Origin of the sequence: Rosistilla ulvae (assembly GCF_007741475.1) — a bacterium.
Taxonomy (GTDB): Bacteria; Planctomycetota; Planctomycetia; order Pirellulales; family Pirellulaceae; genus Rosistilla; species Rosistilla ulvae.
The window spans coordinates 3,694,142-3,720,708 of the sequence record NZ_CP036261.1 but is presented as its reverse complement, the minus strand read 5'-3'; the positions used below and the strand labels follow the sequence as shown (position 1 = coordinate 3,720,708).

17 protein-coding genes are annotated in these 26,567 nt (G+C 57.7%); 14 read left to right on the top strand and 3 right to left on the bottom strand.

Going from position 1 to position 26,567, the window contains the following annotated elements; all coding sequences use genetic code 11:
* Positions 1–397: 397 nt before the first annotated feature.
* Together glgP and EC9_RS13170 are read right to left on the bottom strand one after the other, a co-directional pair.
* Positions 398–2,947, bottom strand: coding sequence for an alpha-glucan family phosphorylase (gene glgP / locus EC9_RS13175; RefSeq protein ID WP_145345874.1), 2,550 nt, complete (start codon positions 2,945–2,947; stop codon positions 398–400).
* Between the two features lie 305 nt (positions 2,948–3,252).
* Complete coding sequence (locus tag EC9_RS13170; RefSeq protein ID WP_145345872.1) at positions 3,253–4,197, bottom strand: cobalamin-binding protein; 945 nt, start codon at positions 4,195–4,197, stop codon at positions 3,253–3,255.
* Positions 4,198–4,437: 240 nt separating this feature from the next.
* Between EC9_RS13170 and EC9_RS13165 the strand changes: the two genes are divergently transcribed.
* The 6 genes from EC9_RS13165 to EC9_RS13145 all read left to right on the top strand — a co-directional run bounded on the left by EC9_RS13165 (position 4,438) and on the right by EC9_RS13145 (position 13,526).
* On the top strand, positions 4,438–5,067 hold the full coding sequence (locus EC9_RS13165) for a sigma-70 family RNA polymerase sigma factor (protein ID WP_145345870.1): 630 nt from the start codon (positions 4,438–4,440) through the stop codon (positions 5,065–5,067).
* Positions 5,064–7,874: a serine/threonine protein kinase gene (locus tag EC9_RS13160; RefSeq protein ID WP_145345868.1), complete on the top strand. Its 2,811-nt coding sequence runs from the start codon at positions 5,064–5,066 to the stop codon at positions 7,872–7,874. The genes EC9_RS13165 and EC9_RS13160 overlap by 4 nt, the downstream gene beginning before the upstream one ends.
* A gap of 117 nt (positions 7,875–7,991) precedes the next feature.
* Positions 7,992–9,140, top strand: coding sequence for a hypothetical protein (locus tag EC9_RS13155; RefSeq protein WP_145345866.1), 1,149 nt, complete (start codon positions 7,992–7,994; stop codon positions 9,138–9,140).
* A gap of 281 nt (positions 9,141–9,421) precedes the next feature.
* Positions 9,422–9,559 (top strand): hypothetical protein, encoded by a 138-nt coding sequence (locus EC9_RS26530; RefSeq protein ID WP_218934784.1) that lies wholly within the window; start codon positions 9,422–9,424, stop codon positions 9,557–9,559.
* On the top strand, positions 9,552–12,974 hold the full coding sequence (locus EC9_RS13150; protein ID WP_145345864.1) for a WD40 repeat domain-containing serine/threonine protein kinase: 3,423 nt from the start codon (positions 9,552–9,554) through the stop codon (positions 12,972–12,974). Before EC9_RS26530 ends, EC9_RS13150 begins: the two co-directional genes overlap by 8 nt.
* Positions 12,975–13,052: 78 nt before the next feature.
* On the top strand, positions 13,053–13,526 hold the full coding sequence (locus EC9_RS13145; protein ID WP_145345862.1) for a DUF1579 domain-containing protein: 474 nt from the start codon (positions 13,053–13,055) through the stop codon (positions 13,524–13,526).
* A gap of 251 nt (positions 13,527–13,777) precedes the next feature.
* On the opposite strand, the gene EC9_RS13140 is transcribed toward EC9_RS13145, so the two are convergent.
* Positions 13,778–15,688, bottom strand: coding sequence for a family 16 glycoside hydrolase (locus EC9_RS13140; RefSeq protein ID WP_145345860.1), 1,911 nt, complete (start codon positions 15,686–15,688; stop codon positions 13,778–13,780).
* Positions 15,689–16,347: 659 nt separating this feature from the next.
* On the opposite strand from EC9_RS13140, the gene EC9_RS13135 reads away from it, so the two are divergent.
* From EC9_RS13135 to EC9_RS13105, 8 genes are all read left to right on the top strand, one after another.
* Positions 16,348–17,832 carry a sialate O-acetylesterase gene (locus EC9_RS13135; protein ID WP_218934783.1) on the top strand — a complete coding sequence of 495 codons (1,485 nt, stop codon included), beginning with the start codon at positions 16,348–16,350 and terminating at the stop codon, positions 17,830–17,832.
* Between the two features lie 298 nt (positions 17,833–18,130).
* Entirely contained in the window at positions 18,131–18,277 is a 147-nt protein-coding gene (locus tag EC9_RS26525; protein ID WP_218934782.1) for a hypothetical protein, read from the top strand.
* A gap of 29 nt (positions 18,278–18,306) precedes the next feature.
* Positions 18,307–20,616, top strand: a complete 2,310-nt coding sequence (locus EC9_RS13130) for an efflux RND transporter permease subunit (RefSeq protein WP_145345857.1) — start codon at positions 18,307–18,309, stop codon at positions 20,614–20,616.
* A 208-nt stretch (positions 20,617–20,824) separates the two neighbouring features.
* Positions 20,825–22,132: a zinc ribbon domain-containing protein gene (locus tag EC9_RS13125; protein WP_145345855.1), complete on the top strand. Its 1,308-nt coding sequence runs from the start codon at positions 20,825–20,827 to the stop codon at positions 22,130–22,132.
* A 155-nt stretch (positions 22,133–22,287) separates the two neighbouring features.
* Complete coding sequence (locus tag EC9_RS13120) at positions 22,288–23,961, top strand: ATP-binding protein (RefSeq protein ID WP_145345852.1); 1,674 nt, start codon at positions 22,288–22,290, stop codon at positions 23,959–23,961.
* A gap of 116 nt (positions 23,962–24,077) precedes the next feature.
* Positions 24,078–24,485: a bifunctional nuclease family protein gene (locus EC9_RS13115; RefSeq protein WP_145345850.1), complete on the top strand. Its 408-nt coding sequence runs from the start codon at positions 24,078–24,080 to the stop codon at positions 24,483–24,485.
* A 213-nt stretch (positions 24,486–24,698) separates the two neighbouring features.
* Entirely contained in the window at positions 24,699–25,787 is a 1,089-nt protein-coding gene (locus tag EC9_RS13110; RefSeq protein WP_145121415.1) for a lactonase family protein, read from the top strand.
* A gap of 44 nt (positions 25,788–25,831) precedes the next feature.
* Positions 25,832–26,485, top strand: coding sequence for a phosphoribosylanthranilate isomerase (locus tag EC9_RS13105; RefSeq protein ID WP_145345848.1), 654 nt, complete (start codon positions 25,832–25,834; stop codon positions 26,483–26,485).
* The last annotated feature ends 82 nt before the right edge of the window (positions 26,486–26,567 follow it).

Sequence of the window (26,567 nt, the reverse complement as noted above, 5' to 3'; positions counted from 1 at the left end):
ACAGGGAAGTCAGGGCAAATCACTGTTTGACTTTAGGCATGATTGGTAACCCGTCGCTGAAGCGAGGCACTGCGTGAGTTATTCGCTTAAGCGTCGGGTTACCATTTTCTCTGCCGTTCCAGTTTAAAAAAACAAGTTGCCCCTTACCGGGAAGTGTTTCCGAAGACGCATTTCTGCGCCGCCCTGACAGAGTGGAAACAACGTGACATGGCACCGTATGCTTCGGCCGAACGATGGGCCGGCGTTCTCGGGGGGCGAGGTACTCGGTGCGGGCGCCGCGTCCCCGTGGCGGAGACGCGAGGCAACGATCGACAAGCAAAACCGGGGCGTCCAACGCATGACACTTCGCGATCGACTTTGCCGATCGGATTATGGCGTCGGTTTGGCGTTTGGGGAACTACCGTTGCCACAGTATCAAATTCAGCTCCAACGGAATCGCAACTCCTTCGTGAACCGGCAAGACCCGTGCGGTGTAGTCGTTTGCGTCGTCGCTTGACGGAACGCCGCCGCGATAGATCGCCCAACGCGTACCATCATCGTCGTCCCGCGTTGCTTGCGGCTGCATTGCGACGCGGCGAGGTTCGGGGCCATCGGTCGGTTCGGCGTACAGTTCCACCTGCACGAAACTTGGATCGAGTCCATCGAGATAGACCTCGACTTCGAATTGGTGTTCGCTGTTATCGGATCGGCAATCGACGCGACCGAAACGCAACGAGCTCCACTTTTCTTTCACGGATGTTTCCCAGTTGACGATGCTGGTTGCGAGTTGACCGTTATACGCGACGCGTTCGCGATACACCTGGGCCGCCGGTAGATAATGTTGTTGGGTGTACTGACGAACGGTGCGGATCGCAGAATATTCGGGCGTCAACGTCGCCATGCTATTCCGCATCCGCTGAAGCCAGGCCGTTGGAATCCCTTGTTCGTCGCGGGCATAGAATTCGGGGATGACTTCGTTTTCAAGCAGCTCGTACAATTGTTCGGCTTCGGCAGCATCCCATGCGGGATCGTCACCATGTTCGCGCCCGTCCCCCAACGCCCAGCCCAATTCCGGCTTGTAGGCTTCCACCCACCAACCATCGAGTTCCGAAAGATTGATGCCTCCGTTGACCAACACCTTCATCCCGCTGGTGCCGCTGGCTTCCCAAGGACGCCGCGGAGTATTGATCCAAACATCGACACCTTGAACCAAGCGTTCGGTCATCAACATGTCGTAATCGCATAAGAAGATGACGTGCTTCCGCGCCGTCGGATGACGAATGAATTGAACCCATTGGCGAAGCAACTCCTGCCCCGCGGTGTCCGCCGGGTGCGCTTTTCCAGCCAGGATCAGCTGCACCGGTCGTTCGGGATCACTCAACAGACGCAGCAATCGATCGGGATCGTGCAGCAACAGATTGGGGCGTTTGTAGGTTGCAAACCGGCGTGCGAAACCGAGTGTTAACGCGTGCGGATCGAACAAATGTTTCGCTGCTTCGACGTCGGAAGCATCGGCCCGTGCGACCGCGAGATCGCGAGAAAGTCGCTGTCTCGCAAATTCGACCAGCGACTTGCTCGATTCAATTCGGAATTGCCACAGCGTTGGATCGCTGACTTTTCGAATCTCTTCCGACAGCGAATCGCACGGCTTTCGCCAACGATCCTTGCCACAGATCTCGGTCCACAATCGATCCGCAGCGGCCGAGTCCCAGCTGGGCATGTGGACTCCGTTGGTTACATGCCCGACGGGAATTTCAGCTTCGGGCCACTGTGGGAACAACGGTTCGAAGATCCGTCGGCTGACGGTGCCATGCAGGCGACTGACGCCATTGATCGCACCGCTACCACGGATCGCCAAGTAGGCCATGTTAAACATCTCGTCGTCGCCCGTTCCCTGACGTCCCAGTGCCAGCAAATCATCGACCTCGATCCCCAACATTTTCGTTGCGTAAGGACCTAAGTACTGTCGGATCAATTCGGGGGAGAAGCGATCGAACCCAGCGGTTACCGCTGTGTGCGTTGTGAACAGATTGCCAGCGCGCGTCGCGGCGAGGGCGACTTCGAACGAATGCCCGGTCGCTTTCATAAAACTGCGGGCGCGCTCCAAGACTGCAAACGCAGCGTGTCCTTCGTTCAAGTGGCAGACTTCCGGAGCGATGTCGAGCGCTTCGAGCAATCGCCATCCGCCGATTCCGAGGACCAGTTCCTGTTTAAGACGCAGTTCGGCATCGCCGCCATAAAGTTCGCTGGTAATGCTGCGATGTGCCGGATAGTTTGCCGCGTCGTTGCTGTCCAGCAAATACAATTTCACGCCGCCGACCTGAGCTTGCCAGGCGCGTAGCCAAACCGAATATCCAGGCAATGCGATTTCCAACCGCAACCATTCTCCATCGGCGCGTCGCAGCGGAGTGATCGGTAATTGGCCCGGATCGTTGTACGGGAACAACGCCTGTTGCATCCCATCGCCATCGATGGTTTGACGGAAGTAGCCCTGTTGATACAGCAGCCCCACACCGACGACCGGAACTCCCAGATCGCTGACCGCCTTCAATTGATCCCCCGCGACATTCCCAAGCCCGCCGGAGTAGATCGGCAGGGCTTCGCTGAGCATGAACTCCATGCTGAAATAGGCCGCGCGGGTGAGTGGCGAGTCGGGATGCTCCTGTTGGAACCAAGTCGATTCTTCTTGAGCTTGTCGCCGCGCTTCGATCAATGCGTCCAAGGTCTCGCGGAAAGCGGGCCGGTTTAACTGCTCTTCGATGCGTCGCCGCGAAACCGTTTGCAAAACAACCCACGGATTGTGCGTTGATTCCCACAGCTCGCGATCCAGATCTCGCCAGATGGTATCGGTTGCGTGGTTCCATGTCGAACGCAGGTCCAGCGCCAGATCGGTTAACGCATCCCACCCGTCGATGTCAGTGGGCTGGGGATTGCAATTTGGATGGCCGCTTTGAAAGGATGGGTTCATGCTGATAGGTCCTGGTGACGCGATTGTCGAAAGCAAAGTTTGTCGCAACGTTTCGCCCCGAGTTCTCGCGTGTCATTGCTGACGCCGGGGGGGATTTCGCTGTCCGCTCGGTTACCGGAAATCATAGCGACAGGTCGGTTGTGCAACATCGGTACGCCGCCCGATTGCGTCGGGAATGTCGTCCATCGGAAAGGAGACGCGTCAGCTTCCTTGAGGAGCGACTATTCTTTGCGTCAGACATTTGTGCGACACGGGGAGTAGCAGAAGACCGCCGCCGCATGTCGGACTACGGGCGCGGCGGCGATCTACAACTGCGGTGAGTTCCGGTCGATCCTTTCGATACTAAAATCGATTCCTTCGGTGATTTGCGTTGGCAACGGATGCGTTGCCGGATGCAGAGCGTGCGCTAGGATTTCGAGGCTGTCGATTAAACGAGGCCCGGGGCGACTGAAGTAGGCTGATCCGTCGACGATATAGACGCGGTCGTTCCGCACACAACGCAGGCGGTCCCAGCCACGATACGATTTCAGGATCGGTAGATCTTGCTTTGCGCGTTCCACGTCGAAACCGCAACATGCCACGATCATGACCTCGGGATCCGCGTCGACAATCGTTTCCCACGGCGTTGTCACCGATCGCGCTGCCGGGACGCCGATCGCTTCGTCGCCCCCAGCGATCGCTACCAATTCGGGATTCCAGTGTCCGGCGCTGAAGGGTGGATCGATCCATTCCAGCAGCATCACGCTGGGGCGACGGCCGATCGATCGTGACCGCTGGGCGACGGTGTCGATACGCCGCTGCAGCGATTCCCGAGAACGCTCGCCTTGCGACACACATCCCGCTGCTTCGGCGACTTGCCCGATACTGTCCAAGACATCGGACAGGCAGGTTGGTTCCAGATTCAGCACTCGCGGCGCGTATGGCAGCGAACAGGCCGCCGCGCTGACTTCGCGTTGGGAGACAGCGCAAACATCGCACAGCGTTTGGGTCACGATCAGATCGGGAGCCAACGATTCCAGAACTGGCATGTTCAGTGAATAGAGGGCGTGCTCGGTCTTCAATCGCTCGCGAACCAACGCGTCGATCTCGCGACTGCTGGCCTCCTCGGGGATCAGCGTGTGGGTGACTTTCGGCAGCCCGGTCACCATCGCCGGGGAATCGCACTCATGCGTGACGCCGACTAATTGGTCGCCAAGTCCCAGACCACAGATGATCTCGGTCGCGCTGGGAAGCAGGGAAACGATGCGCATTGCAGATTTCTGAAGCGGAGTGAAGGGATGATACGGCCGCCGGATCGAGGGGGGCGGTCTCTGGCAGACGCTGTCCGTCGATTGGGCAGCATACCGTAGAACACCGGTTGCCGCTGCCACCGCGTCACAACACCCTAGACGCTGGCGGTTGGGTGAATTGTGCAGTATTTGGAAACTTCTATAATTTTCTGCGTGACAAATGCCTTCGCATCCAGCCAGGGGAATCTAGGGAGAGAGCCGATGGCGAATCAAATCGAGTCCGATGCAACGATCGACCTGTTTCGCTGCGCGGTCGACGGCGATCGCGCGAGCCTTGATCGGCTGCTCGCTAGCTATTCGGGCTATCTGAATGTGCTCTCACGGATGCACTTGGATCGCCGGATTCAGCACCGGGTTAGCCCGTCGGATGTGGTTCAGGAGACCCTGCTGGAGGTGCATCGGGATTTTCCCAATTTCCGTGGGGAACGGATCGAAGAATTCACCGGTTGGTTGCGTCGCGTGCTGGTCCATAACATCGCCGCCGCCGTCGAGACCCATCTGGTCGCGGCGAAGCGAAGCGTTCGAGCCGAACAGGTGCTCGAAAGCTTATCCGCTTCGGTCGATCAATCGCATCAACGCTTGGCGTCGTTGGCTGCCGATCAACAGCGGTCCCCAGCATCGGAAGCGGACCATCAAGAATCGCTCTCCGAATTGGCGGCAGCCTTGGAGCGGTTGCCGCCGGACTATCGGACCGTGATCGTTTTGCGACACATCGATGGTCTCCCATTTAGCGACGTGGCCGATCGAATGCAGCGGTCGGCCGGCGCGGTTCGGATGTTGTGGCTGCGGGCGATCGAGCATCTTCGCATAGCAATGGATCAGCAAGTATGAAGACTCAGGAACGGATCGACGACCAACAACTGCAAATTGCGGAGCTGTTGGACGACTACGCCTGCCGTTTGGAACGCGGAGATGAAACCGGGGCCGAACAGCTGTTGGAAGCCCATCCGGAACTGAACGGTTCTTGGGGGATGCATTTGGATAGCTTGCGGGCGTTGTGCCGGGCGACCCGCGATCCCGAGCCCGCCACGCAAGATCGGCTCGACGAGGTGGCTGTCGATGGGGCGACGCTGGGGGATTACCGCCTGGGACGCGAAATCGGTCGGGGTGGGATGGGAGTCGTCTATGAAGCGACTCAGTTGTCGTTGCGCCGCAATGTGGCGTTGAAAGTTCTTCCCTTTGCCGCGGTGTTGGACAGCCAACAGGTGGCGCGGTTTCGAAACGAAGCCCAAGCGGCGGCATCGCTGCACCATCCCCATATCGTTCCCGTTTTTGCTGTCGGCTGCGAGCGCGGCGTCCATTATTACAGCATGCAATTGATCGACGGCCAGTCGCTGGAACAGGTGTTCGAGGAATCGAGGGCGTCTCAGCCAGCACATTCCAGCGGTGGCGGTGCCCCATGTCGAGTCGACAGTCCCCAAAACCAAACGACGCTCGACGCGCCGTTGCCCGCGAGCATTCCACGTCGGCTTGCGGCATCGGTACGCTCGAAGCCGCCGGTTCCTTTTGCGGATCGGTCGACCCAGGCGGCAGCTGGCGATCGGACGCAGGAAGGTACGACGGGGTGCGATCCCGACGAGATCCAACGGACCGTCGAGCTGATGATCTGCGTTGCCGACGCGCTCGATTTCGCGCATCGCGAGGGAGTCGTTCACCGAGATGTGAAGCCTTCGAATCTATTGATCGATTCGGCGGGAAAGGTTTGGGTGGCTGATTTTGGGTTGGCCCGAGTCCGCGGTCTGGGCAACTTGACCGCCGAGGGAAAGGTGATGGGGACGGCACGGTATATGAGTCCCGAGCAGATCGCTGGGCGGCAACAGGAGATCGATCACCGGACCGACATCTATTCGCTTGGGATCACTTTGTATGAATTGTTGATCAAACGGCCCGCCTTTGAATCCCAAGACCGTGAAACTTTGTTTCATGCGATTCAGCATTCCGGCCCCGCGCCGCTTCGGCGGATGAATCCCGCCGTCGCGCTCGATTTGGAGACGATCGTGCTCAAAGCGATCGCCAAACGAAAGGACGATCGATATGCGACGGCCGGTGAGATGGGAGAAGATTTGCGTCGCTTCTTGGAGGGGAAACCGACTTTGGCGCGACGTCCGACGCGCGTCGAGTTGGCGTTTCGCTGGGCCGTCCGCCGGCAACGGCTCGTCGCTGCGATCTTTTGTGTTTTGATGCTCTCTATCGCCGGGCTGACAACGGCGACGCTGCTGATCTCCCAACAGAGTCGCTTGAAAGATCAAGCCACGGCCCGCGCCCATCTGCATTTGGATCAAGCCCATGCGTTGGTCGATCGCTTCGGCGGAATGATGTCGCAGCGCTTGGCTGATTTGCCCGGTGGAGAATCGCTTCGCATCGACGTGCTGCACGAAGCCGAACGCTATTACTTGGATTTTCTTCAGTACGCCGATCACGATCCCTCGCTTCACTCCGAACTGGCGAAAGTTCGGTTTCGCCTGGCCGCGACGTATCGACAGTTAGGGGATGTTCAAGCGGCCGAAACAAAATACCAGGAATCGATCGCGGCCTACGAGTCACTTTGCGAGCATTGGCAAGGGAGCGACGAGGACCAAGCCGATATGGCGCTCGGGTTTCACAATCTGGCGGCGTTACAGAAGCATCAGGGACGCTTCCGCGATGCGTTGGCCAACTATCGAACGGCCAGCGAATTGCAAGAGCCATTGGTTCACCAGCCCGCGGCTCCGTCGCGGTATTTGGTCGAATGGTCGATGACGCAGAACAATCTCGCTCTGTTGTTATGGCAATCGGGTGACGACTCGCCGGTGGCGCCGCGACTTCAGCGGGTGCAGCGTCTGCTGAACAAGGCGTTGGAGACCGACCCCGACGATGTGTCGCTGCGACAGCAGATTGTCGAGTGTCGCAATTCTTTGGTGGCGACTACGATGGAAACGGATCTCTCCCAGGCGGAGTCGCTGTTGCGGGCGAACCTCGCCGATCTGCAATCACTCGCCGCCTTGGTTGCTGCTGACGATAGCAAACGGGTGGAGGTCAAGGGCTGCTTTGCCGGGCAATCGATCTCTTGTCAGATAGCCGTTTCGGAAAACAATTTGGCGACGGTGTTGGGGCGTCAGGGAAGCCGTGGCGAAGCCTTGGAAGTGATCCGCGAACTGATCCACAGATTGACATCCGAGATCGAAAACGATCCGATGGATCGGGCCTGCGAAGAACAACTGGCGATTGCGGAGAACAATCTCGGCCAATTGATTTGGAGCGGTGCCAGGAGGGGCGATGAGGTGAGCGAGAGAGATGCTAGCGGTGAGGCAGCGGCGATCGTAGCGTTCAAGGCGGCGGAAGAACACCTGCGGTCTCAAACCAACCGATGCCGGAAGACTCCTGAGCCCTTGAGCCGGTTAGCTGCAGTGCTGCATAATCTGGGAACGGTCGACCAATCTCGCGGTCGAACCGCAGCGGCGATCGACTATTTGACCGAAGCGTTGGAGTTGCAAGCACAGGCGGTTAAACAGGCCCCGTTTCACCAGGGATATCGAAAACACTTAGAACAACACCGCGAACTGCTCGATCGAATTCTGAGTCAGTTGAAGGAATCGCGATCCCCCGAAGGTCGATCGCTCGCCGACGCGAGCGATGGTCGTTTGGGCGGCGGAAACTAGCAAGGAGTAGGCTGGATGTCCTATTGGAGAACGACAAAGATTAAGCGTCCCCCGAATCAGCGTGTGCGCCCGCTCAGAGGTATCGAGCGACTGGAATCGCGGAACTTGCTGGCTGGGATGATCAATGTTTGCGAGACGTTGCTGGAAGCACCGCCACAGAAACGAGCGGTTGTCGAGGTCGACGTGCAGCGGTCTGTTGCGCCGCGAAGTGCGCGACAGCTTGCCGAAATCGAATTGGCGACGGAAGAGCTTGCAGACGCGGGAAGGGCTGATTCCCGTGATACCGACCATGCGATTTGGGGCTGCGGGTGCGATTGGATCGATGAGGCGAAAGTCGAGCCGCCAAAGGTTGGTCAGCAGCCATGTTGTTGCGACGATGATGAACCTCTCGATGAAGGTTCCGACGAATTGGACGTTGCCAATCCGATGCACCCCGAATCGAATTCTTTCTCTCCGGCGGACGATCAGCACCCAAGCCTCGACTTGCCGCGAATCGTTTCAACAAACGAACGCGGGCTCTTTTCAATCTTCGCCATTCCCACCTCGGTTCCGGAGCTGGAGGCTCCGATTGCGTTAACGCCCGGCTCGACACCCGTCGCACGAAGTGCTGTCGCGTATCGGTATTTCAGCGATTCGACGAAATCGTCGGCAACGTCGGGGGGGACGCTGAAATCGGAGGCGTTGGCCAACTACGCGACGCAGGAGTCGTTTGTAGCGTTCACGCTTTTGGATCTTGACGACGTCCATCCGCCTGCTCCGGTACGAAACCTCGCAGCCGAATCGGCTGAAGAGTCCGCTACCAAACTTGTCGTCGCACCTGCGTCAACCGCTGTGACGCGCGACAGCACTGCGGGCAAACTCGACTGCGATGCGGTCCTGGCAGCCCAACGCGCGATCGACTTGGCGAACGCCACTCTTCGCGACGCCGATGTGGCGGTCGGCGCTTCGGATGCGTGTGGTTGTGTCAGTGCCAACGACGCGGGGAATCAGGCATCGTCGGAGACCGTTGGGACGATCTGCGCATCGCAGGATGCGACGCCAGGTTCGGATCGCAATTCGATGGACGCCTTCTGCGGTAAGTTGAAACTGGGCGTGGTCAGTGTCGTTTCGATCTTGTTTTCGATTCGCTCGATTTCCAGCGATGGCGATCGCAAGGGGAACGTTGGGGATGCGGTTCGCAGTCGTTCGTCGGGCCAAGGTCTAAGAACGCCGAAAGCTCGCCGCGCCGATCGGATCGCCGATTGTCAAATTTTCGGTCGGGAATGACTTACGCACGGCGGCGTTTGGGGTGAACCGATTCGTTGCGGCTGCAACGTCATGCGGTTGAAGCTCGATTCGAAGCGGCCATGCTTGCTCCTGCAATCACAGACGTTCGAACACTTTTCTCCAGTCTCCTTCATTTGCGGTGGCGATTCGTTCAAGCGGGTGGGGTGGTGGCTTGAGTTGGATCGTTGCGCTGTCTAAGCTATTCAAGTCGTATGACTCTTGTTGCCAATGGGCAGTTGGGGCGCCGCGCAAATTTCGGCTCGCGGAATGCCAAATTTTTGATGACGGTTCATCGAACCGGCGTTGGCGGTAACAAGGTTTGGAGTTGTGAGAATGATATCAACGCCGTTGTCCGCGCTGGATTGCTGTGCCTGTTGAACTCGGTCGCCCCGTCGGTGGAACTTTCCGTTCATGAATGATCGCTCCGATTCGCTCGATGGAGAGGCGTTGCGCAACTCGCCCAGTCGGGTCGAAGCCTTTTGTCAAGAACTCCGGCAAAACGCGTCGCATTCCATCGCAACCAACATGTCGTGTGACGGTTCTCACCTGGCCGCGGTGGTTCGGTTGTTCGATCGGACGCTCGACGCGTCGTCGACGAAGACGATCAATTCGACCGATATCGACTTCGAACTGGATCCCCCCGAGCGTATCGGACGGTTCACGATTCATGGAATCATTGGGGCGGGTGGTTTCGGAACGGTCTACAAGGCCCAGGATGATCTGTTGCACCGCGATGTTGCAATCAAATCGATTCGCCGTCGCAAATCGAAAGCCAATGCCAGCGAGGACGAACGATTATTGGAAGCGCGGGCCGCAGCGAGGTTGAGTCATCCGTTCTTGGTGCCGTTGTACGAGGTGTTTCAAGACGAGGATTCGGTCTATCTGGTCTCGGAATTTTGTCAGGGTCCGACGCTGGCAAAATGGTTGACTGAACATCCCGGTCCCGTGCCGCCCCAGACCGCGTTTGAATTGTTGGTGCGGTTGACCGATGCGATCCTGCATGTCCATGAACGTGGATTGGTCCATCGCGACATAAAGCCGAGCAACATCTTGTTGGAAGAAGCGGCATCGACATCGGGATCGGCTACGTGGACTCCTCGATTGACCGACTTTGGTTTGGTCCGCGATCTGTTCGACGAATCCGAGTTCGACTCCCAAGTGCGTCTGATCGGGACTTTGTTATACATGTCCCCCGAACAATTGCTCGACACCGAACTTGCCCACGGCGAACCGTGTGACATCTTCGCGATAGGGGTCGTGATGTATCGCGTTTTGACCGGGGAATTGCCTCATCAAGGATCCGATGGGCTGCAATTGATCACGTCGATCTGTGTGAAGCAGCCCCGACGGCCGCGTGAACTGGTCCGTTCAATTCCTCGCGATTTAGATGCGATCTGTATGCGCTGCCTGGCCAAAGAGCCGGCCCAACGTTACGCGTCGGCAGCGGATTTGAAAGACGACCTGATCCGCTGGGAACAGGGACGAATGGTGAAAGCGCGGCCTCAATCACGGGCCGAACGGACGTGGCATGCGGTGAAGCGTTCGCCGATCGAATCGGGGCTGTTGGCTGTGATCGCGTTGCTTGTCGTCGCAAGCCTGCTCGCCTTGGCTCACAGCAATCGCAAGTTGGCCGCCGAACGCAGTTCGTTGCAGGTGGCGTTGACCGATGTTCAATTGAGCGAACGTCGAGCGGTCGCCGCGGAACAGGATGCTAGTGCGCACCAGGCGGAAGCTGAAGCGAGTCGGACGGCCGCCGTGAAAACGGCGTATTTATCCGATCTTCGCCAAGCCTATACCGCGTGGGCAAAAAACGACCGCGCCAAAGCGTTAAATATCGCAGGCCGAGTGGAAGATTACGCAACGGGAGTGGTGCCGATCGGGTTCGATCTAAAACTGTTGAAGTCCAGAGCTCTTCACGGATGGCATCAGTGTGCCGCGTATTCGTCGATGATTAGTGAGGTTGTTCTGCTTCCCAGCCAAGATGCCGCAGCGGTTGCTGATATCGACGGGACGATTCGCATTCTGGATTTGGAATCTGGAGAGGTTCTGCGCGAGTTCGCCCCCGTTGTAGGGACACGCATGTTTGCCTTGGCCGTTTCCCCCGATGGAAACACGCTCGCCGTGGGACGCCAGGTAGCGACCGACTCAAATTGGCTTGATAATTTGAACGAGGTTCACTTTATTGCCCTAGGGGACCATGCCACACCAGAAACTATCAAGGACCTACCCACGACGGTCGAATCGCTCGCGTTTTCCCCCGACGGCAAATGGTTGGCGGTTGGTTGTCGGTATGAACCGATCCCGATCTATGATCTCGCAACCGGCGAGGTCATCGAAACGGTCGAAGCACCGCGTCGCAACGAATTTATCACATTTTTTCCCGATGCCACGCGGTTGTTGACGCTCAAGGATCAGTTCACGCCGGTCGTTGCCAGTCTGCTTCCTCAGACGCCTGATCTCGTCGTGCCGACAGATTTTCTTATCGAAACCATGTCTCTTTCCGCTGATGGTCGATGGTTGGTCTGCGCGTTCGCTCACGAGACGTTTCTGCGGCGATTTGATCTTGAATCGGAGGATCTGAGTGCGGTTGAACTACGGCAATCGTATGGTCACGCAGAGGCTGTTGCTGTTTCCCCCGATGGTCAACGCATTGTTGCCGGGATGCGGAATGGCGGTATCGTCGGCTGGGACTTGTCGGATCCTGCCAAAGCCGGCCGAGGTGCCGATGAGGAGACAGAGCTTCCGTTTTGGAATTATTCCCATTTGCAAATCCTTCTCAATGGAGAGGTCTCCCAACTCGCGCTCGATGCCGAGGGACGCATCATCAGCGGTGGTGAGGACGGTTCGGTAGCGATCAGTTCGCTCGATCCCGTGCCCGATTCACCGCAAATCGTGAAAGGGAAAACACCGAATGCCGTGCTTGCTGTGGATGGGCGTCAGGCATTCATCGCGAATGCGTCCATTGGAAGAGTACAACGTATCGATACCAGCTCGTTCAACGTGATAGAGGCAGTTGCGGATATCCCTGATTTCAGCGTTCAAACCATGGAAATCTCTCCCGATGGCAGGTGGTTGGCGTACGGTGATCTCCATGGCAACACCTATCTGAACGCACGTGATTCATCCATCTTAAATATGACGCATGTGGCGCCTCCTCATGAGGGGTTCACGCCGCCCGTCGTCAGCGTGGGCTTCAACGCCAGCGGTGATCAGTTCTTTTCACTAACGCGCGGGGGAAATTGGCTGATCCTATTTGATATGGTCTCAACCACTGGATTGAATGGCAGCGCGTACGGGGTTGAGGTTGATCGGCAAGAGTTCCCGGTGGCCAACCGGTTCGCCACGCTGCTTGGTGACAATAAGATTTTGTTGTTTGGAGAGTTTGTCAGTACCTTTGACTTCGTCACGCGCGAGACGAAGGTTATCGATCGAGTGAACACCAGCGCAGCAGGCGGGATGTGCAACGATTTTTTGCGAAAGATAGTCTACATCGCGTCGCAAGATAGTCGGATTCGCAGCTACGATTGGGAGGGCCGGATGGTCGCCGCCAGCGACCGTTGGGATTCGCAACAACCAAGTGTTTCCGGTTTAGAGCCGAGTTGTATCACCCTGACTCCCGATCGCAGGAGTTTGTTGACTGGCGGCATCGATGGCTCGATAGCGATCTGGAATGTCGAGGACTTGCAGTTTGTTGGGACCGTTCGCGCTGCCGATGAGCAAGGGGCCATTTCCCATATCGGAGTCTCGGAGGACGGCAAGGTTTGGAGCTACCATCAGCGCGATACAGATGGCAAATTTCCGCAGCGTGGGTTACAGATCATGCGAATCCAGTAGAATACGCAATCGCCTTGAGTCTGCAGCCGTTTGCAATTTAGGGCTGTCGATGGGTGATCACAAAAAGGCACGGCTTTTATGTTTGCCAAACCACAACAAGAACATCTTTGGCTCGATCGATTGGTCGGCAATTGGGCTTTCGAACACCATTGCGAAATGCCCGATGGAACCAAGTCGGCGACCGAGGGGAAGATGGTCTGCCGGTCGCTCAGCGGCATGTGGTTGATTTGTGAAAGCAGCGGGATCTCCGACGACGGCCAGCCTTGGTCGTCGATCATGACGCTTGGGTTTGATGTCAAACAAAACCGCTACGTCGGTAGCTTTATCGGGTCGATGATGTCCAACCTCTGGCTCTATCAAGGCGACCTCGACGACGCGGGGAAACGTCTGCCTCTGCAAAGCATCGGACCCACATTTGCCGGAACGGGAACTTGCAAGTATCGCGATACGATCGAGATCATCGACGCCGATAATTGGCTGTTTACAAGCGAGTTGCAGAACGAAGCCGGGGAGTGGGTAAAGTTCATGGATGGACCCCACCGCCGCGCTTGAGATCCGTGTTTGGTAATCCGCGATTGGCAGACGCCTGCGCGGATCAATTAGCTCCTCTTTAAGCTCGCTACGCCCTGATCGCGATCCCCGCCGGCGCTATCTGCGTTGCGGATCAACGCCCCCGACAGCCGTTCGGCGACTCGACGTAGAAACAAAAAGAGCCATCGTCGCAATGATGGGGCGATGGCTCGGTCAATTCGTTTTCAACGGATCAATATTCAGCGCTGCAAAGTGGCTGAAACAGATCTCGCCTATTTTTTGGCGGCTTCAAAACGGTAGATGCATTCGCCGCGAGCGCTTTGGGTCAGGTAGTAGACTTCGCCGTTGGCATCTTCGCCAAAGGCCAACACGGGGACATCGCCGCCAAAGATCTGCAAGTTCTTGCGAACGCGGCCGGCTTGTTGATCGTAGTCCAAGGCCCAGACACACCCGGTGACGTAGTCGGCGTACAGATACTTGCCTTCCAATTCGGGCAATCGATCGCTGCGGTAGACGCGGCCGCCGGTGATCGAACGACCGACGCGGTGGTCGTATTCCCAGATCGGACCGATCGGTGGATTCGGCGATTCAACAGCGGTGTTGCCAAACGGGTAGGAACCTTCACGCATGCTCCAGCCGTAATTGCCACCCTTGGTGATCAGATCGACCTCTTCCCACAATTCCTGGCCGACGTCGCCGCACCACAGGTCGCCGGTCTTCGAATCGAAAGCGATTCGCCACGGGTTCCGCAATCCGTAAGCGTAGATCTCGCCGTGGGCACCCTTGTGTTGAACAAATGGGTTGTCGGCGGGAATGCCATACTTGCGATCGCCATCGGTCTTGTCGACGTCGATCCGCAAGATCTTGCCTAGGATTTTGCTTAGGTCCTGCCCTGCGGCGTACGGGTCGTTGCGGTAACCGCCGTCCCCTAATCCGATGTAGAGATACCCGTCGGGGCCAAATTCCATGCTGCCACCGTTGTGGTTCTGGAACGGTTGATCGATCTCCATGATCACCGTCTCGGAGTCGGCTGCGGCTCGGTTGGGATCGTCCTCCGAAACCGTGATCCGCGAGATCACCGACTTCTTTTCGGTTGGATGGGTGTAATAGATGTAGACGTGACCGTTGTTCTTGAAATCGGGATGCGGGGCGAGTCCCAGCAGTCCCTCTTCGTTGGCTCCTGGACTCTTCCAATCCTTGACCTTGCCGCGGCGATCGTAGAACAGCTTCGCTTCTTTAACGTCCGCGCGATTTTCGAAGATCCAGATCCCACCCTGTTGCGAAATCGCAAACAAGCGACCGCTTCCATCACCGGCGTCGGCGAGTTCGATGATCCGCATGGGACGCAGATTGCCCGCTTCATCGACAGCTTCCCAGTCTTCCCACTTCAGTTCCGGGAAGGCCAATGCCGATTCGAGGGCCAATGTTCCGTCGATCGGTTGGGGAACCGCCCCGCTGTCGCTCAGTTCACGAATTTTGACGTTTCGATAGGAGACCAAATTCCCGTGATCTTGCAGGCAGATGTGCCCCGATCCGGCGCTGCCAAACGTCTCGTAGGGAGCGAACTTGCTGGCCGCGACCCGCTTGTTCCAGTCGGCGCTGCCGAGTTTGAAGGTGTAATACCGGACGCCATTCATGACGACTTCGCAATTGTCCTCTGCGATCCGAATGTACAATTGATTCCATTGGCCAGCCGGACGGGTGGAGTCGATTTTTTCGGTTTGGTCCTTTGCCCAGCTCGGAGGTGTTGGCTTGTAAAGCTGATACAACCAACCAGCTTTTTGCGGATCGTGGCCATCGACGTTGTCCTGAACTTGAATCTCGGGACCACTCTTCCACGGCGTGTTGTTATCTTCGGTGACGTGGAACATCACACCGCTGTTTCCGCCTGGGCTGATGTTGTATTCCAGCGACAGCTCAAACGCTTTGTATTTCTTGTCGGTGATGATGTCGCCGGCCCCTTTGCCTTCGCGGACCATCGCGCCGTCGACAATCTTCCAACCGTCGGAGAGACCATCCTTTTTGAAGTTGCGCCAGCCATCGAACGATTTGCCGTCGAACAGCAGCTTCCATCCGCTGCGGCTCTCCGAATCGGTCAATTGATTTAAAGGAACTTCGGCCTGGGCAATTCCGGAAATCAGAAACAGCACCGCCAGCAAGTTGCGAACGTTTGTCACAGTCATGGGCTTCTTGTATTAAGAGTTAAGCGTGAATCGAGACGGGACGGAGTGACCGGAGGATTCAAATCGGTATCGCATGAAGCCTCCGGAATAGCCGCGATTATGATGGATCGGGTCGTTTGAAGCTACCGTCGCACGCGACAAAGCCGGGCTCCGGCGGCGCGTTCCGCAGGCCGGCTGGGTTGGACACGATCGTTCCTCGGGCGATCCGCCTGACGTGATGAGGCATACCAGCCGCTCGGTGGCTCGATTCGACGGAATCGTCGATACGCGCGAGGTTGTTTGTCAGGGCAAATCACTGTTTCAAATCGATGTATCAGCCGGCACACGCTTGCAGCTTGTCGGTTTAGTCACAACGAGCTTCGTTACATTAGCCGTTTGGGCGTTAGCCTCGGTTTAGTGGCAGCGGAACCGAGGCTAACGCCCAATCGGCTGATTGAGCCGACGTTCCGCTAGCGTCTGGCTCCCTTGGACAACGCCTCGCTAATGCGTGCCGGCTAATTTGCCTATATGCACAAACAGTGACTAGCCCCGAAGTTGTTTCCTGGATCGTTCGCAACACACCGCCGAAGTCGCTATATTGGCTGCCGCTCACCTTCCCATTCGCGGGCAGGCCTCGAGGCATGGGCTTCGCATCACACCAACGCCCGCAGCTCTCAATCATGCATAGGAACAACGACAACATGACGATCTATCGCAACCGGTTTTTTGTTCTCGCCACCGCGATGACGCTTGCCTGCTTGGCGACCACGCTACAGGCCGAAGTGAAGCTCGCGTCGATCTTCAGCGATTCGATGGTCTTGCAACGCGATCTCCCCGCGCCGGTATGGGGCTGGGCCGATCCGGGGGAACAGGTCACCGTCACGCTGGGCGGTCAGACTCAAAAGACGAAAGCGGATGCCGATGGGCGTTGGCAAGTGAGTCTGTTGGACCTGAAGGCCAGTGCGGAAGGACAAACGCTTGTCGTCGAGGGGACCAACACGATTAAGCTTGACGATGTGCTGATTGGCGAGGTCTGGATCTGCTCGGGCCAATCGAACATGGAATGGCCACTCAGCAGAGCGACCAATGGAGCTGAAGAAGTGGCGGCAGCCGACCACCCGCAAATTCGATTGTTCAACGTTCCCGGTCACACCACGTCGCCGGTTGGGAAAGATTCCTGTCCCGGCCAATGGAAGGTTTGCCACCCCGGTTCGGCCGGTGGTTTTTCAGCGGTGGGGTATTTCTTTGGCCGCCGTCTGCAAAACGAATTGAACGTTCCGGTCGGCTTGGTGGGAACCAATTGGGGCGGAACGCGAATCGAGCCATGGGTTTCCCCGGAAGGTTTCCATAAGGTTCCCGAATTGAAGTCGATCGCCGATCAAGTCGACGCGTATACGGCGGAGACCAAAGTGGGCGCCAGTTCCCCGTCGGCAATCTACAACGCGATGGTCCATCCGTTGGTTCCGTTTTCGATGCGTGGTGCGATTTGGTACCAAGGTGAATCGAACGGTGGCGAAGGTGAATCGTATTATCATAAGACGCGAGCACTGGTTTCCAGTTGGCGTGAGCTGTTCAACCCAAACCTTGGGTTCTACTGGGTCCAGTTGGCGAACTTCAAGCAACCGACAGAGGATCCTGCGGGAGGAGACGGTTGGGCGAAGCTGCGCGAAGCGCAAACCAAGGCGCTCGACATCGACCACACCGGGATGGCTGTGATCACGGACATCGGTGAAGCAAACGACATTCACCCGAAGAACAAGCAGGACGTCGGCGATCGTCTGGCCCAATGGGCGCTGCACCAAACCTACGACAAGCAGCAGATCGTACCGGCGGGCCCGTTGTTCAAGAGCCAGAAAATCGAAGGGGATTCGATCCGCTTGAGCTTTAATCACGTTGGCGGTGGTTTGATCGTCGGTCAAAAGAACGGTCTCGATCCGACTCAGGAGGTTAAAGAGGGCAAACTGGAGCGTTTTGCGATTGCTGGCGCCGACAAAAAATGGCACTGGGCGGATGCGACGATCGATGGCGACACCGTGGTGGTAAAGTCACCGGATGTTGCCAATCCCGTCGCCGTCCGATACGCCTATACGATGAACCCCGTGGGGGCGAACCTTTATAACAAAGAAGGGATCCCAGCATCCCCATTCCGCACCGACACTTGGTAGTTGCGGCAGGGGGGCCGATCGCATTTCGGACCGCCGTCGGAAGCTTGGTATCGCGGCTTTCGGTGGCTCCTGAACGGCGCCCGGTTTCGGGAATGGTCGCCGGGGGTATATACTCACGGCAACGAGCGTCTGCGGCAACTCGGGGGTCCAGCTTATGCGTTGGTCCTCGGGAGAAGTGAGCACATGCGATCGTCGGCGTCTTTGCCGACACATGTGACGCGGGCCACCCAACGGGAGATCGAGCATCGCCAAAAACCAAAACACCTTCGCCAAGCGTCAACGTGAGATGGACAAAAAGATGAAGGCCGAGGCCAAACGGGCTCGCCGAATCGCCGCCAAGGATGCTCCTCCGGTGGTCTACGACACGGATCCTGAAGACGAAGATGCGTCGGTGTCGGATGACGATGCTGCGAACGAAGACCCTATCGATGCCGTTGAAAGTTAATCCGCTGGCTTTCGCAAACGCTCTGGTGCATGTCATACCCCAACTCAGAATTTGACGACAAAGCGTTTGCTGATTCTTCGACCAACGGCTTCGGTCGATTGGTCGACCACGCATGGATTGTCGCCGCGGTCATTCTTCTGATCACTGGTTTTGCAACCATTGGTTACGTCGACCCGACGCTTCTGGTTCCGCCAGCCGAAGAGACGTCGGTCGATCACTCGACCACATCCGAAGCGGCTGGTCGCAAGCAACGGGCGACGCCCAACGTCCGAATCGCCCAACTGGCGGGATTCGATTTGGTCCTGTTGGTCCATTCCGGCGACCTGTTTACCCCCTCATCCGCCGCGGCGCTGCGGCATGTCGTGTCGCGGCTCGAAGCTTTGCCTCAAGTCGATAGCGTTCATTGGATGGATCGCGCTCCGCCGTTGAACATCTTTGGGTTGCGAGAACCGGTCTTCCCCAAAGCGACAGCTTCGGAATCTCGATTCGACGCGGCCAAAGCCAAGGCCTTGGGCAATCCGATGATCGGTGGGTTCTTGCTTTCCGGCGACGCCAAGTCGACGTTGGTCAATGTAAACATCGATTGGTTGTTTGTTCGCAACGATGAGGACTGCACGACGGCGATCCGCGAGGCAGCTGAACAAGCCGCTAGCGAGATCCAGGGGAACGATTTGACGTTTCAAATGACAGGTCGTGTGCCGTTGGAGCTGTCGCTACGAAAACGAAATCGATCCGACGAACGGACCTACCAGATCATCGCCAATGTATTCACGATGATCATGGCGATCATCCTGTTTCGCGGCGTGATCGCTGTCCTGATCGTCGCCCTCGCACCAGGGCTGGGCGTCTATTGGACGCTTGGCCTGCTGAACTACTTCGACCTGCAAGACAATCCTTTTAACCATGTCGTTCTGCCGATCTTGATCAGCCTTGTCGGCTTCACCGACGGCGTTCACATGATGGTCCAGATCCGCGCCAACCGCGCGGCGGGGATGCCGCCGCGAGCGGCAACGCGGCGGGCGCTTTCCGAAGTTGGACTGGCCTGCGGATTGACCTCACTGACCACTGCGATCGGCTTTGGTTCGCTCAGCCTGGCACATCATCGCATCGTCCAGGAGTTTGGATGGTGCTGCGTGTTGGGAGTGGTCGTCACGTTCATCGCCGTGGTCACGGTGATCCCGTTGTTGTGTATGACACCACTGGGGCTGCGCGTTCAATCGGGGCACAGCCGCGGTTGGGTCGATCGCAACTTTGGCCGCGCTCAATGGATCGTCGATTCCGTGATCCGCAACCATCGCCGGTTTGCGATCGGCGGCATGTTGGGGCTGGCGGTGATGGTTGGGATCAGCAGTCTGTTGCGCCCCGATGAACGTCGCAACAGCGCTTTGCCAAGCACCGGTGAAGAGCTGGAAGCCTTGCGGGCGATGGATCAGAATTTTGGAGGCCTGGAAACGGCGAAGGTGGAGGTCGAATGGACCGACGCGATCGGTTCCGACTCTCCCGAGGTGTTGCAGGTGATGCAGCAGGTCGACGCGGCGTTGCAAGCCGAACCCCAGCTTGGGTTTCCGATTTCGATTGCGACATTGGTCGCAGCGATGCCTGGTGAAGGGGATGCCGCCGATCGTGCCAGCTTGATCGAATTGCTGCCGCCGCCATTGAAGCGAGCCTTTTTTACTCCGGAACAGGGCACGGCGATGGCGATGTTTCGCGTCCAGGATTTGGGGATTGCTAAATACGGACCGGTCTTCGAACGCGTGGATGAGAAGCTTCAACAGATTGCGGCACAGCACCCCTATTTCACAATCAAATTGGCGGGGGATGCGGTTTGGCGCTGGCAGAATCTCTATCAAATTGTCGTCGATCTGGCGCTCAGTTTGGGAACGGCGATCGTGATCATCTTCATCGTCCTTTCGATCGTCTATCGTTCGATACGGATCGGATTGATTTCGATTGTTCCCAACGTCTTTCCGTTGGCCGCGACCGGAACTCTGCTGGTCTTCGCCGGGCAATCTTTGGAGATCGTCAGCGTTTGCGCCTTCACCGTTTGTCTGGGGATCGCCGTCGACGACACGATCCATTTCCTGACCCGGTATAACGAGGAACGGAAAAAGACGGACGACAAAGCCGAAGCGATTCGGCGATCGTTTGTCGCCGTTGGAACTGCGTTGATCATCACGACGATCGTCTTGGTCGCGGGGTTTGTCACCGCGCTATCGAGCGATACCCGCGACCATCAGATCTTTGCCACGATGGGGATTCTGACGATCACATCCGCCCTGTTCGCCGACCTGATCTTCCTGCCGGCGCTGCTGACGATGTTCCCGGGACGCAAACGCTAGCGCTTCGCGAAGTCGAATCGCCGTCGGTTGATGTCTGCGAGCCTCGGCGCCGGTCGGGTGGTCGGTGTGACGCACAAGTCCCCGTGCGGTTCGATTTGAAGTTGGTTAAGTTGCGGATTCATCGGCAGCGATCGCGCGGCCGACGCGGTACAATCGATTGGCGAATTCGCTGTTACCTCTTTGAAACACTATTGGATCTCGATGAATAATGAGCGTTCTGCAAATTCGCTGTCCTGGATGCCAGGCTGTGTTGCGAATTCCAGCAACTGCCGCGGGCTCCAAAGTTCGCTGCAGCCAATGCAAAAAGATACTTGCGATCCCGGCCCGCTCCCCTGCTTCGGAGAGCAAAAAGAGCAGCGGGCAGAATCCTGCCGCGTCGGCCGCGCCTGCGCCCCACGTCGGCGATGACCCCTTTGGCGGATTGGATGATTTCAACGCGGGAGCTCCATTTTCTGCTGCGGCCCCCTACTCTCCTCCGCCAACGAACAATCCATCCGCCCCCTCGTTTCAACCCACGCAAACAAAGCAGGCCGGCGGCGATGCATCTGCCGCGATTGCCACGAAACCCAAGTGGTTAATTCCCGGGCTCGTCTGCGGCGCGTTGGTCCTTGTCGGAATGGTCGGCGCAACCGTCTTGGGCTACTTCGCCTTTACTCGTTCTGTCGATGTGGCAGTGGCCGAGCAACGGGCTGCTCAGTCGTCGGCGAAAGCTGCAGCGGCAGCATCGTTGAAGGGGCAGATGGAAGCGATGGCGCTCGACAATCCATTGCCCAGTACGTGGACGCCGCAGGGAGCTACCGGCGCAACGGTGAACATGCCCGCCGATGCGATCGTTCGCGAAGTCGCTTCGCCGGTTCAGGGCCAGCTGGTCTTTCGGGTCGCTGGAACCGACCCCGACAGCGGTGCAACGTTCTGGTTGACGGAAATGCCGATCGCGCCCGGCAGCGAAATTCGCCGCGACATGTGGCTCCGCAATCTCTACCGTTACTCCGGTGGACAAGCGGAGGAGCTTGCCGAGATTACGCGGTCGGGCGTCGCGGGAAAGCGGATCGTCTTAGCCCGCGATGGTGAACAAAAGGACCCGTTGTTGGAAGTTTTCATGATGCCCGATCGCATGGTCGTCACCTCGGTCCAACCGGGTAAGGCAAAGCTTGGCGAAGCCTTTTTTGCTTCGCTGACGCTCTCCGATTCAGGCGATTCGGGAGGCGAAAGCACCCCTGGTTCCGCCGCGGTCGCGTCGACGGACCAGCCATCCGCGTCGATGCCAAAAACGACGCGGCCGACCGGCGATGAAGCGCGTCGCCAAAAGATTTACCTCGAATATCGCCGTTATGCGGGGGCAAACACGACGCGTTCGCCGCTGCCTGGGATCAATGCACGCGATGCGGTTGATCGGTTGTTGGGACAGGTCAACGAGAGTCAAACGCAGGCGTTTTTAGTCCTCCATAACCTGACCGAACAGCAGCTCGGGGAGATCATCACCGAGGGGAACAATAAGAACTGGGGGGCGCGGTAAAGCGGGGTTTAGGGCTGAATGCAAAGTATTCAAGCCCGATCGCTTCGGATATACTGTCGGCGCTGGCTCCCTCGTAAGTTGGCCCCTCCCAAGCGGGCAGATCCGCCCCGGTTCCCGTAGTTTTCACCGAAACGTACCTGGATGTTCTCACAAGCATGGCTTCGCTGTTCGTAATTCGTGGTCGAGACCAAGGTAAGCACTATGCACTGGACAATGCTCGGTACACCATTGGCCGGGATGTCAGCAACGATATCCAGCTGATCGATTCGGAGGTTTCGCGGCAGCACGCCCAGGTTTTCACCGAGGGTGAATTCTTCGAGGTGATGGATTTGGGCAGCAGCAATGGGACTGCGGTCAATGGCAGCCCGATCAACCGCTGCATTCTCAAAAGCGGAGACCGCTTGCAGGTTGGCGCGACGATGATGATCTTCACCGGCAACGGTGAACCGACGACGATGGAGGGACAGCACGGCGTCGACATCATCCAACAATCGCGGCAGATGGAAGGATCGCAGATCGTTTCCTCGCTCTCTCGCGTCGTCGAAAACGATGCCGAGATGGAGTCGTCGCAGGTCAAGATCGATGCTCGCGTGGAGGTGATGTACCACACGGCGCTTGCCGTCGGCCGGACGCTGGAGATTCCACAACTGTTGGATCGGATCTTACGTCTGGTATTCGACTGGGTCGCCGCCGATCGCGGTTGCATCATGCTCTCGGATCCCGAAACAAAGGAACTTCGCCCCGCCGCGCGGTGCGATCGCAGCGAGGGGCCGATCAAAGATCGGATCGCGATCAGCCGCACGATTCTCGATTATGTGATCGAGAAAAACGAAGGGGTTCGAACCCGCGACGCCAAAGACGATGGACGTTGGGACAGCGGCCAATCGATCGTCCGAATGGGCATCCGCGAAGCGATCTGCGTTCCGTTGCAAGGACGTTACGACGTCGTCGGTGCGATGTATGTCGATACCTTTACACCGCCGGGGCGCTTCGTCGACGCCGGGGAACAGGGCCGTTTTGTCGACGAACATTTGAAGCTGATGACGGCCATCGGCCATCAGGCGGCGCTAGCGATTGAAGACACGTTTTATTATTCGTCGCTGTTGCAGAGCGAACGTTTGGCTGCGATGGGGCAGACGATCGCCACGCTGTCGCATCACATCAAGAACATTCTGCAAGGCATTCGCGGCGGCAGCTATCTGATCGAGACCGGTTTGGACCGCAACGACAATGATGCGGTTCGCAAAGGCTGGGCGATGGTCGACAAGAACCAAGACAAGATCTCGAACCTCGTGCTGGACATGCTGACATTCAGCAAAGAGCGCGAGCCGGAACTGGTCGAAGGGGATCTCAACGCGACAGTTGCCGACGTCGTCGAGTTGATGCAGGTTCGCGCCGATGAAGCCGATTGTCACCTGGAAGTCCAGCTGGACAAATCGCTGCCGACAGCTTGCTTTGATGCCGACGCAATGCATCGCGCGGTACTGAACATCATGACCAATGCGATCGATGCCGTCGAAAGTGGAGATCGCGACGAGGGCGTGCAACAACCGTGTGTCCGTATCTCGACCAGCTTCGTCGCAGGGGAAGGGTTTTATATCGATATCGCCGACAATGGGCCGGGGATCGATCCGGCCGATATCGAAAAAATCTTCTCGCTGTTTGAGTCGAAAAAGGGAGCTCGTGGGACGGGGCTCGGTTTGCCGGTCAGTCAAAAGATCATGCAGGAACATGGCGGCGAGATCCTTCTGGAAAGCCAGCGCGGCACCGGCACCAAGTTCCGGTTGCATCTGCCCGCGGTCGATTCGGCTCCCGAAACGATGATCTAGTTCGGAACCGCCGGTGCGGGGCAACTTTCCGTCGATCTGGAGCGGTCGGCGATCGGCGAAACGGCTATAATAGTGGCCTGCGTTTTTCTTCCTTTCTCTCTCCATCGAGACACGTCATGCCTGTCCAGATGCAACTGGCTCGGATCATCATCAGCGAGATCAGCGATAACCAAGTGATCTACCTTCAAGAGGTCGACGGGGATCGTCAGTTTCCGATTTTGATCGGGATCTTCGAAGCGACAAACATCGACCGACGGGTGAAGGAAGACTACAAACCACCGCGCCCCTTGACTCATGACTTGGTCGTCAACGTTGCCGAAGCACTCGGCGCCGAAGTCGACAGCGTCGTGATCAGCGGATTGCAAGAACATACCTATTTTGCCCATCTGCGATTAAAGAAAGATGGAGAGATCATCGAGATCGATTCGCGTCCCTCCGATGCGATCGCGGTCGCTGTGACCTTCAGCCCGCCGCTGCCGATCTACGTCGCCGAAGAAGTGCTCGACGACGCGATCAAATCGTAAGTCGCTCGCCAGCGTTCGCTTCCCCGCCTCCTTAGCTCTGTTGTTCGTAACCGCTTAACGCGTCGCGGCGCGTTCCCGACGGGATCGGTCCAATCCGCGAACCGCTCGATCCCCACCTACCAAGAATCACCCTACCTTTACTTCTGGAGACCTCAGCTGATGCACAGTGTTTTCCGACTTCTGACCCTTGCTTTGATAATTGGATTGCCATCGATGGGAACCGCCGAGACGCTGGATGTTTGGTTCGGTACGACGACCCCGAAAGACGGTTTGAGCAAAGGCATCTACCACGCCTCGTTTAACACCGAGACGGGGAAACTGACGACGCCCGAGTTGGCCTTTGGAATTGGGAGCCCCGGTTTCCTGGCGCTCCATCCCAACGGCAAGGTGCTGTATTGCACTGGCACGATCGACGGCGAACCGCTGTTGACGGCGCTGTCGATCGAATCGGGAGCGGATGGCGAGAAGTTGAAGTTGATCAACGCTGCGGCGATCGGTGACGGCGGCGCGGCGCATCTGTCGGTCGATCAAACCGGCAAGGCGCTCTTTTCAGCCCAATACGGCGGCGGATCGACAGCGATGTTCGAACTCGCTGAAGATGGCGAGATCCTGCAACGCAGCGATCTGAAAAAGCACTCCGGTGGTTCGGGAGTCGTCGGCAAACGCCAAGACAAACCGCACGCGCACTGGGTTGGCACATCGCCCGACAACCGATTTGTGATGGTTCCAGATCTCGGGCTCGACAAGGTTGTGATCTATGAACTCGACTTGGACGAACTGAAGCTGAACGACCACGGTTTTGGCAGCGTTCCTGCCGGTGGCGGCCCACGCCACATGAAGTTCCATCCCGATGGAAAACACGTCTACGTCCTGAATGAACTGGCTCTGTCGGTTACTGTCTTCGATTACGATCCCGAAGCGGGAACGATGACGGCGATTCAAACGATTCCAACCGTCACCGAGGAATCGAAGGCAAAAGAGAATCACAGCAGCGGATCGGAGATTCGCGTGCACCCAACGGGCAAGTTTGTTTACTCCGCCAATCGCGGGCACGACACGATCACTGCCTATTCGGTCGACCCGGAAGATGGCAAGTTGACGTTGATCGAAGAGGAACCGATCCGCGGCAGCTGGCCTCGCAACTTCAATCTCGATCCGACCGGCAAGTGGTTGATCGCCGCCGGCCGCGACAGCAACACCGCCGCTGTCTTTTCGATCGATCAGGAGACCGGGGAACTGACCTTCACGCAGCACAGCGCGATGGTTCCGACTCCGATCTGCGTGCTGTTCAGCAAGCCGTAATGTCTCGCGGGCATTGATTTGCCAGCGACAGGGAGAATGAAGACGTGTTCCGTATCAAGATTTGTGGCGTCCGCGCGGCCGAAGACGTTCGCGCGGCGGAAGCCGCCGGCGCCGATTGCATCGGACTGAACTTCTATCCTCCCAGCGTTCGCTATCTTCAGCCGGAAGCCGCGGCGCTGCTGGTTGAGGCTACGCCGACGTTGAAAAGCGCCGGCGTGTTCGTCAACGAACCAGTCGATCGGGTCCGAGAGATCGCCGAAACGGTAAAGCTCGATTGGGTGCAGCTGCACGGCGATGAGACGCTTCAAACCGGCAGAGATCTGATCGCTGCCGGACTTTCCGTGATCCGAGCGGTTCGATTGCCGACGACAGAACTGACGGCCGCGACGATCGACGCGATCGTATTGCCGTGGGCGGAGATCGGAGCCCGGATCCTGTTGGATGCCGATGGCGGTCCACAATTTGGTGGCTCCGGCCAACGGCTAGACTGGGACGGCATCGGACGCTGGGCTGCACAGGCGTCTCTTAACGACTGGATCCTGGCCGGCGGACTGAATCCCGTTAACGTCGGTGATGCGATTGTCCGCAGCCGCGCCGCGGCAGTCGATGTCGCCAGCGGAACCGAGAGTGCTCCGGGCCAGAAAGACCCGGCAAAAATCGCGGCGTTTGTCGACAATGCAAAAGCAGTTTGGGCTTAAGGACTAAACAAAAACGGGCGGATGTTGCCATCCGCCCGTTTTTCGTTTCTACGTTCTTACATTTTGTGTTCTAGCAACGCAG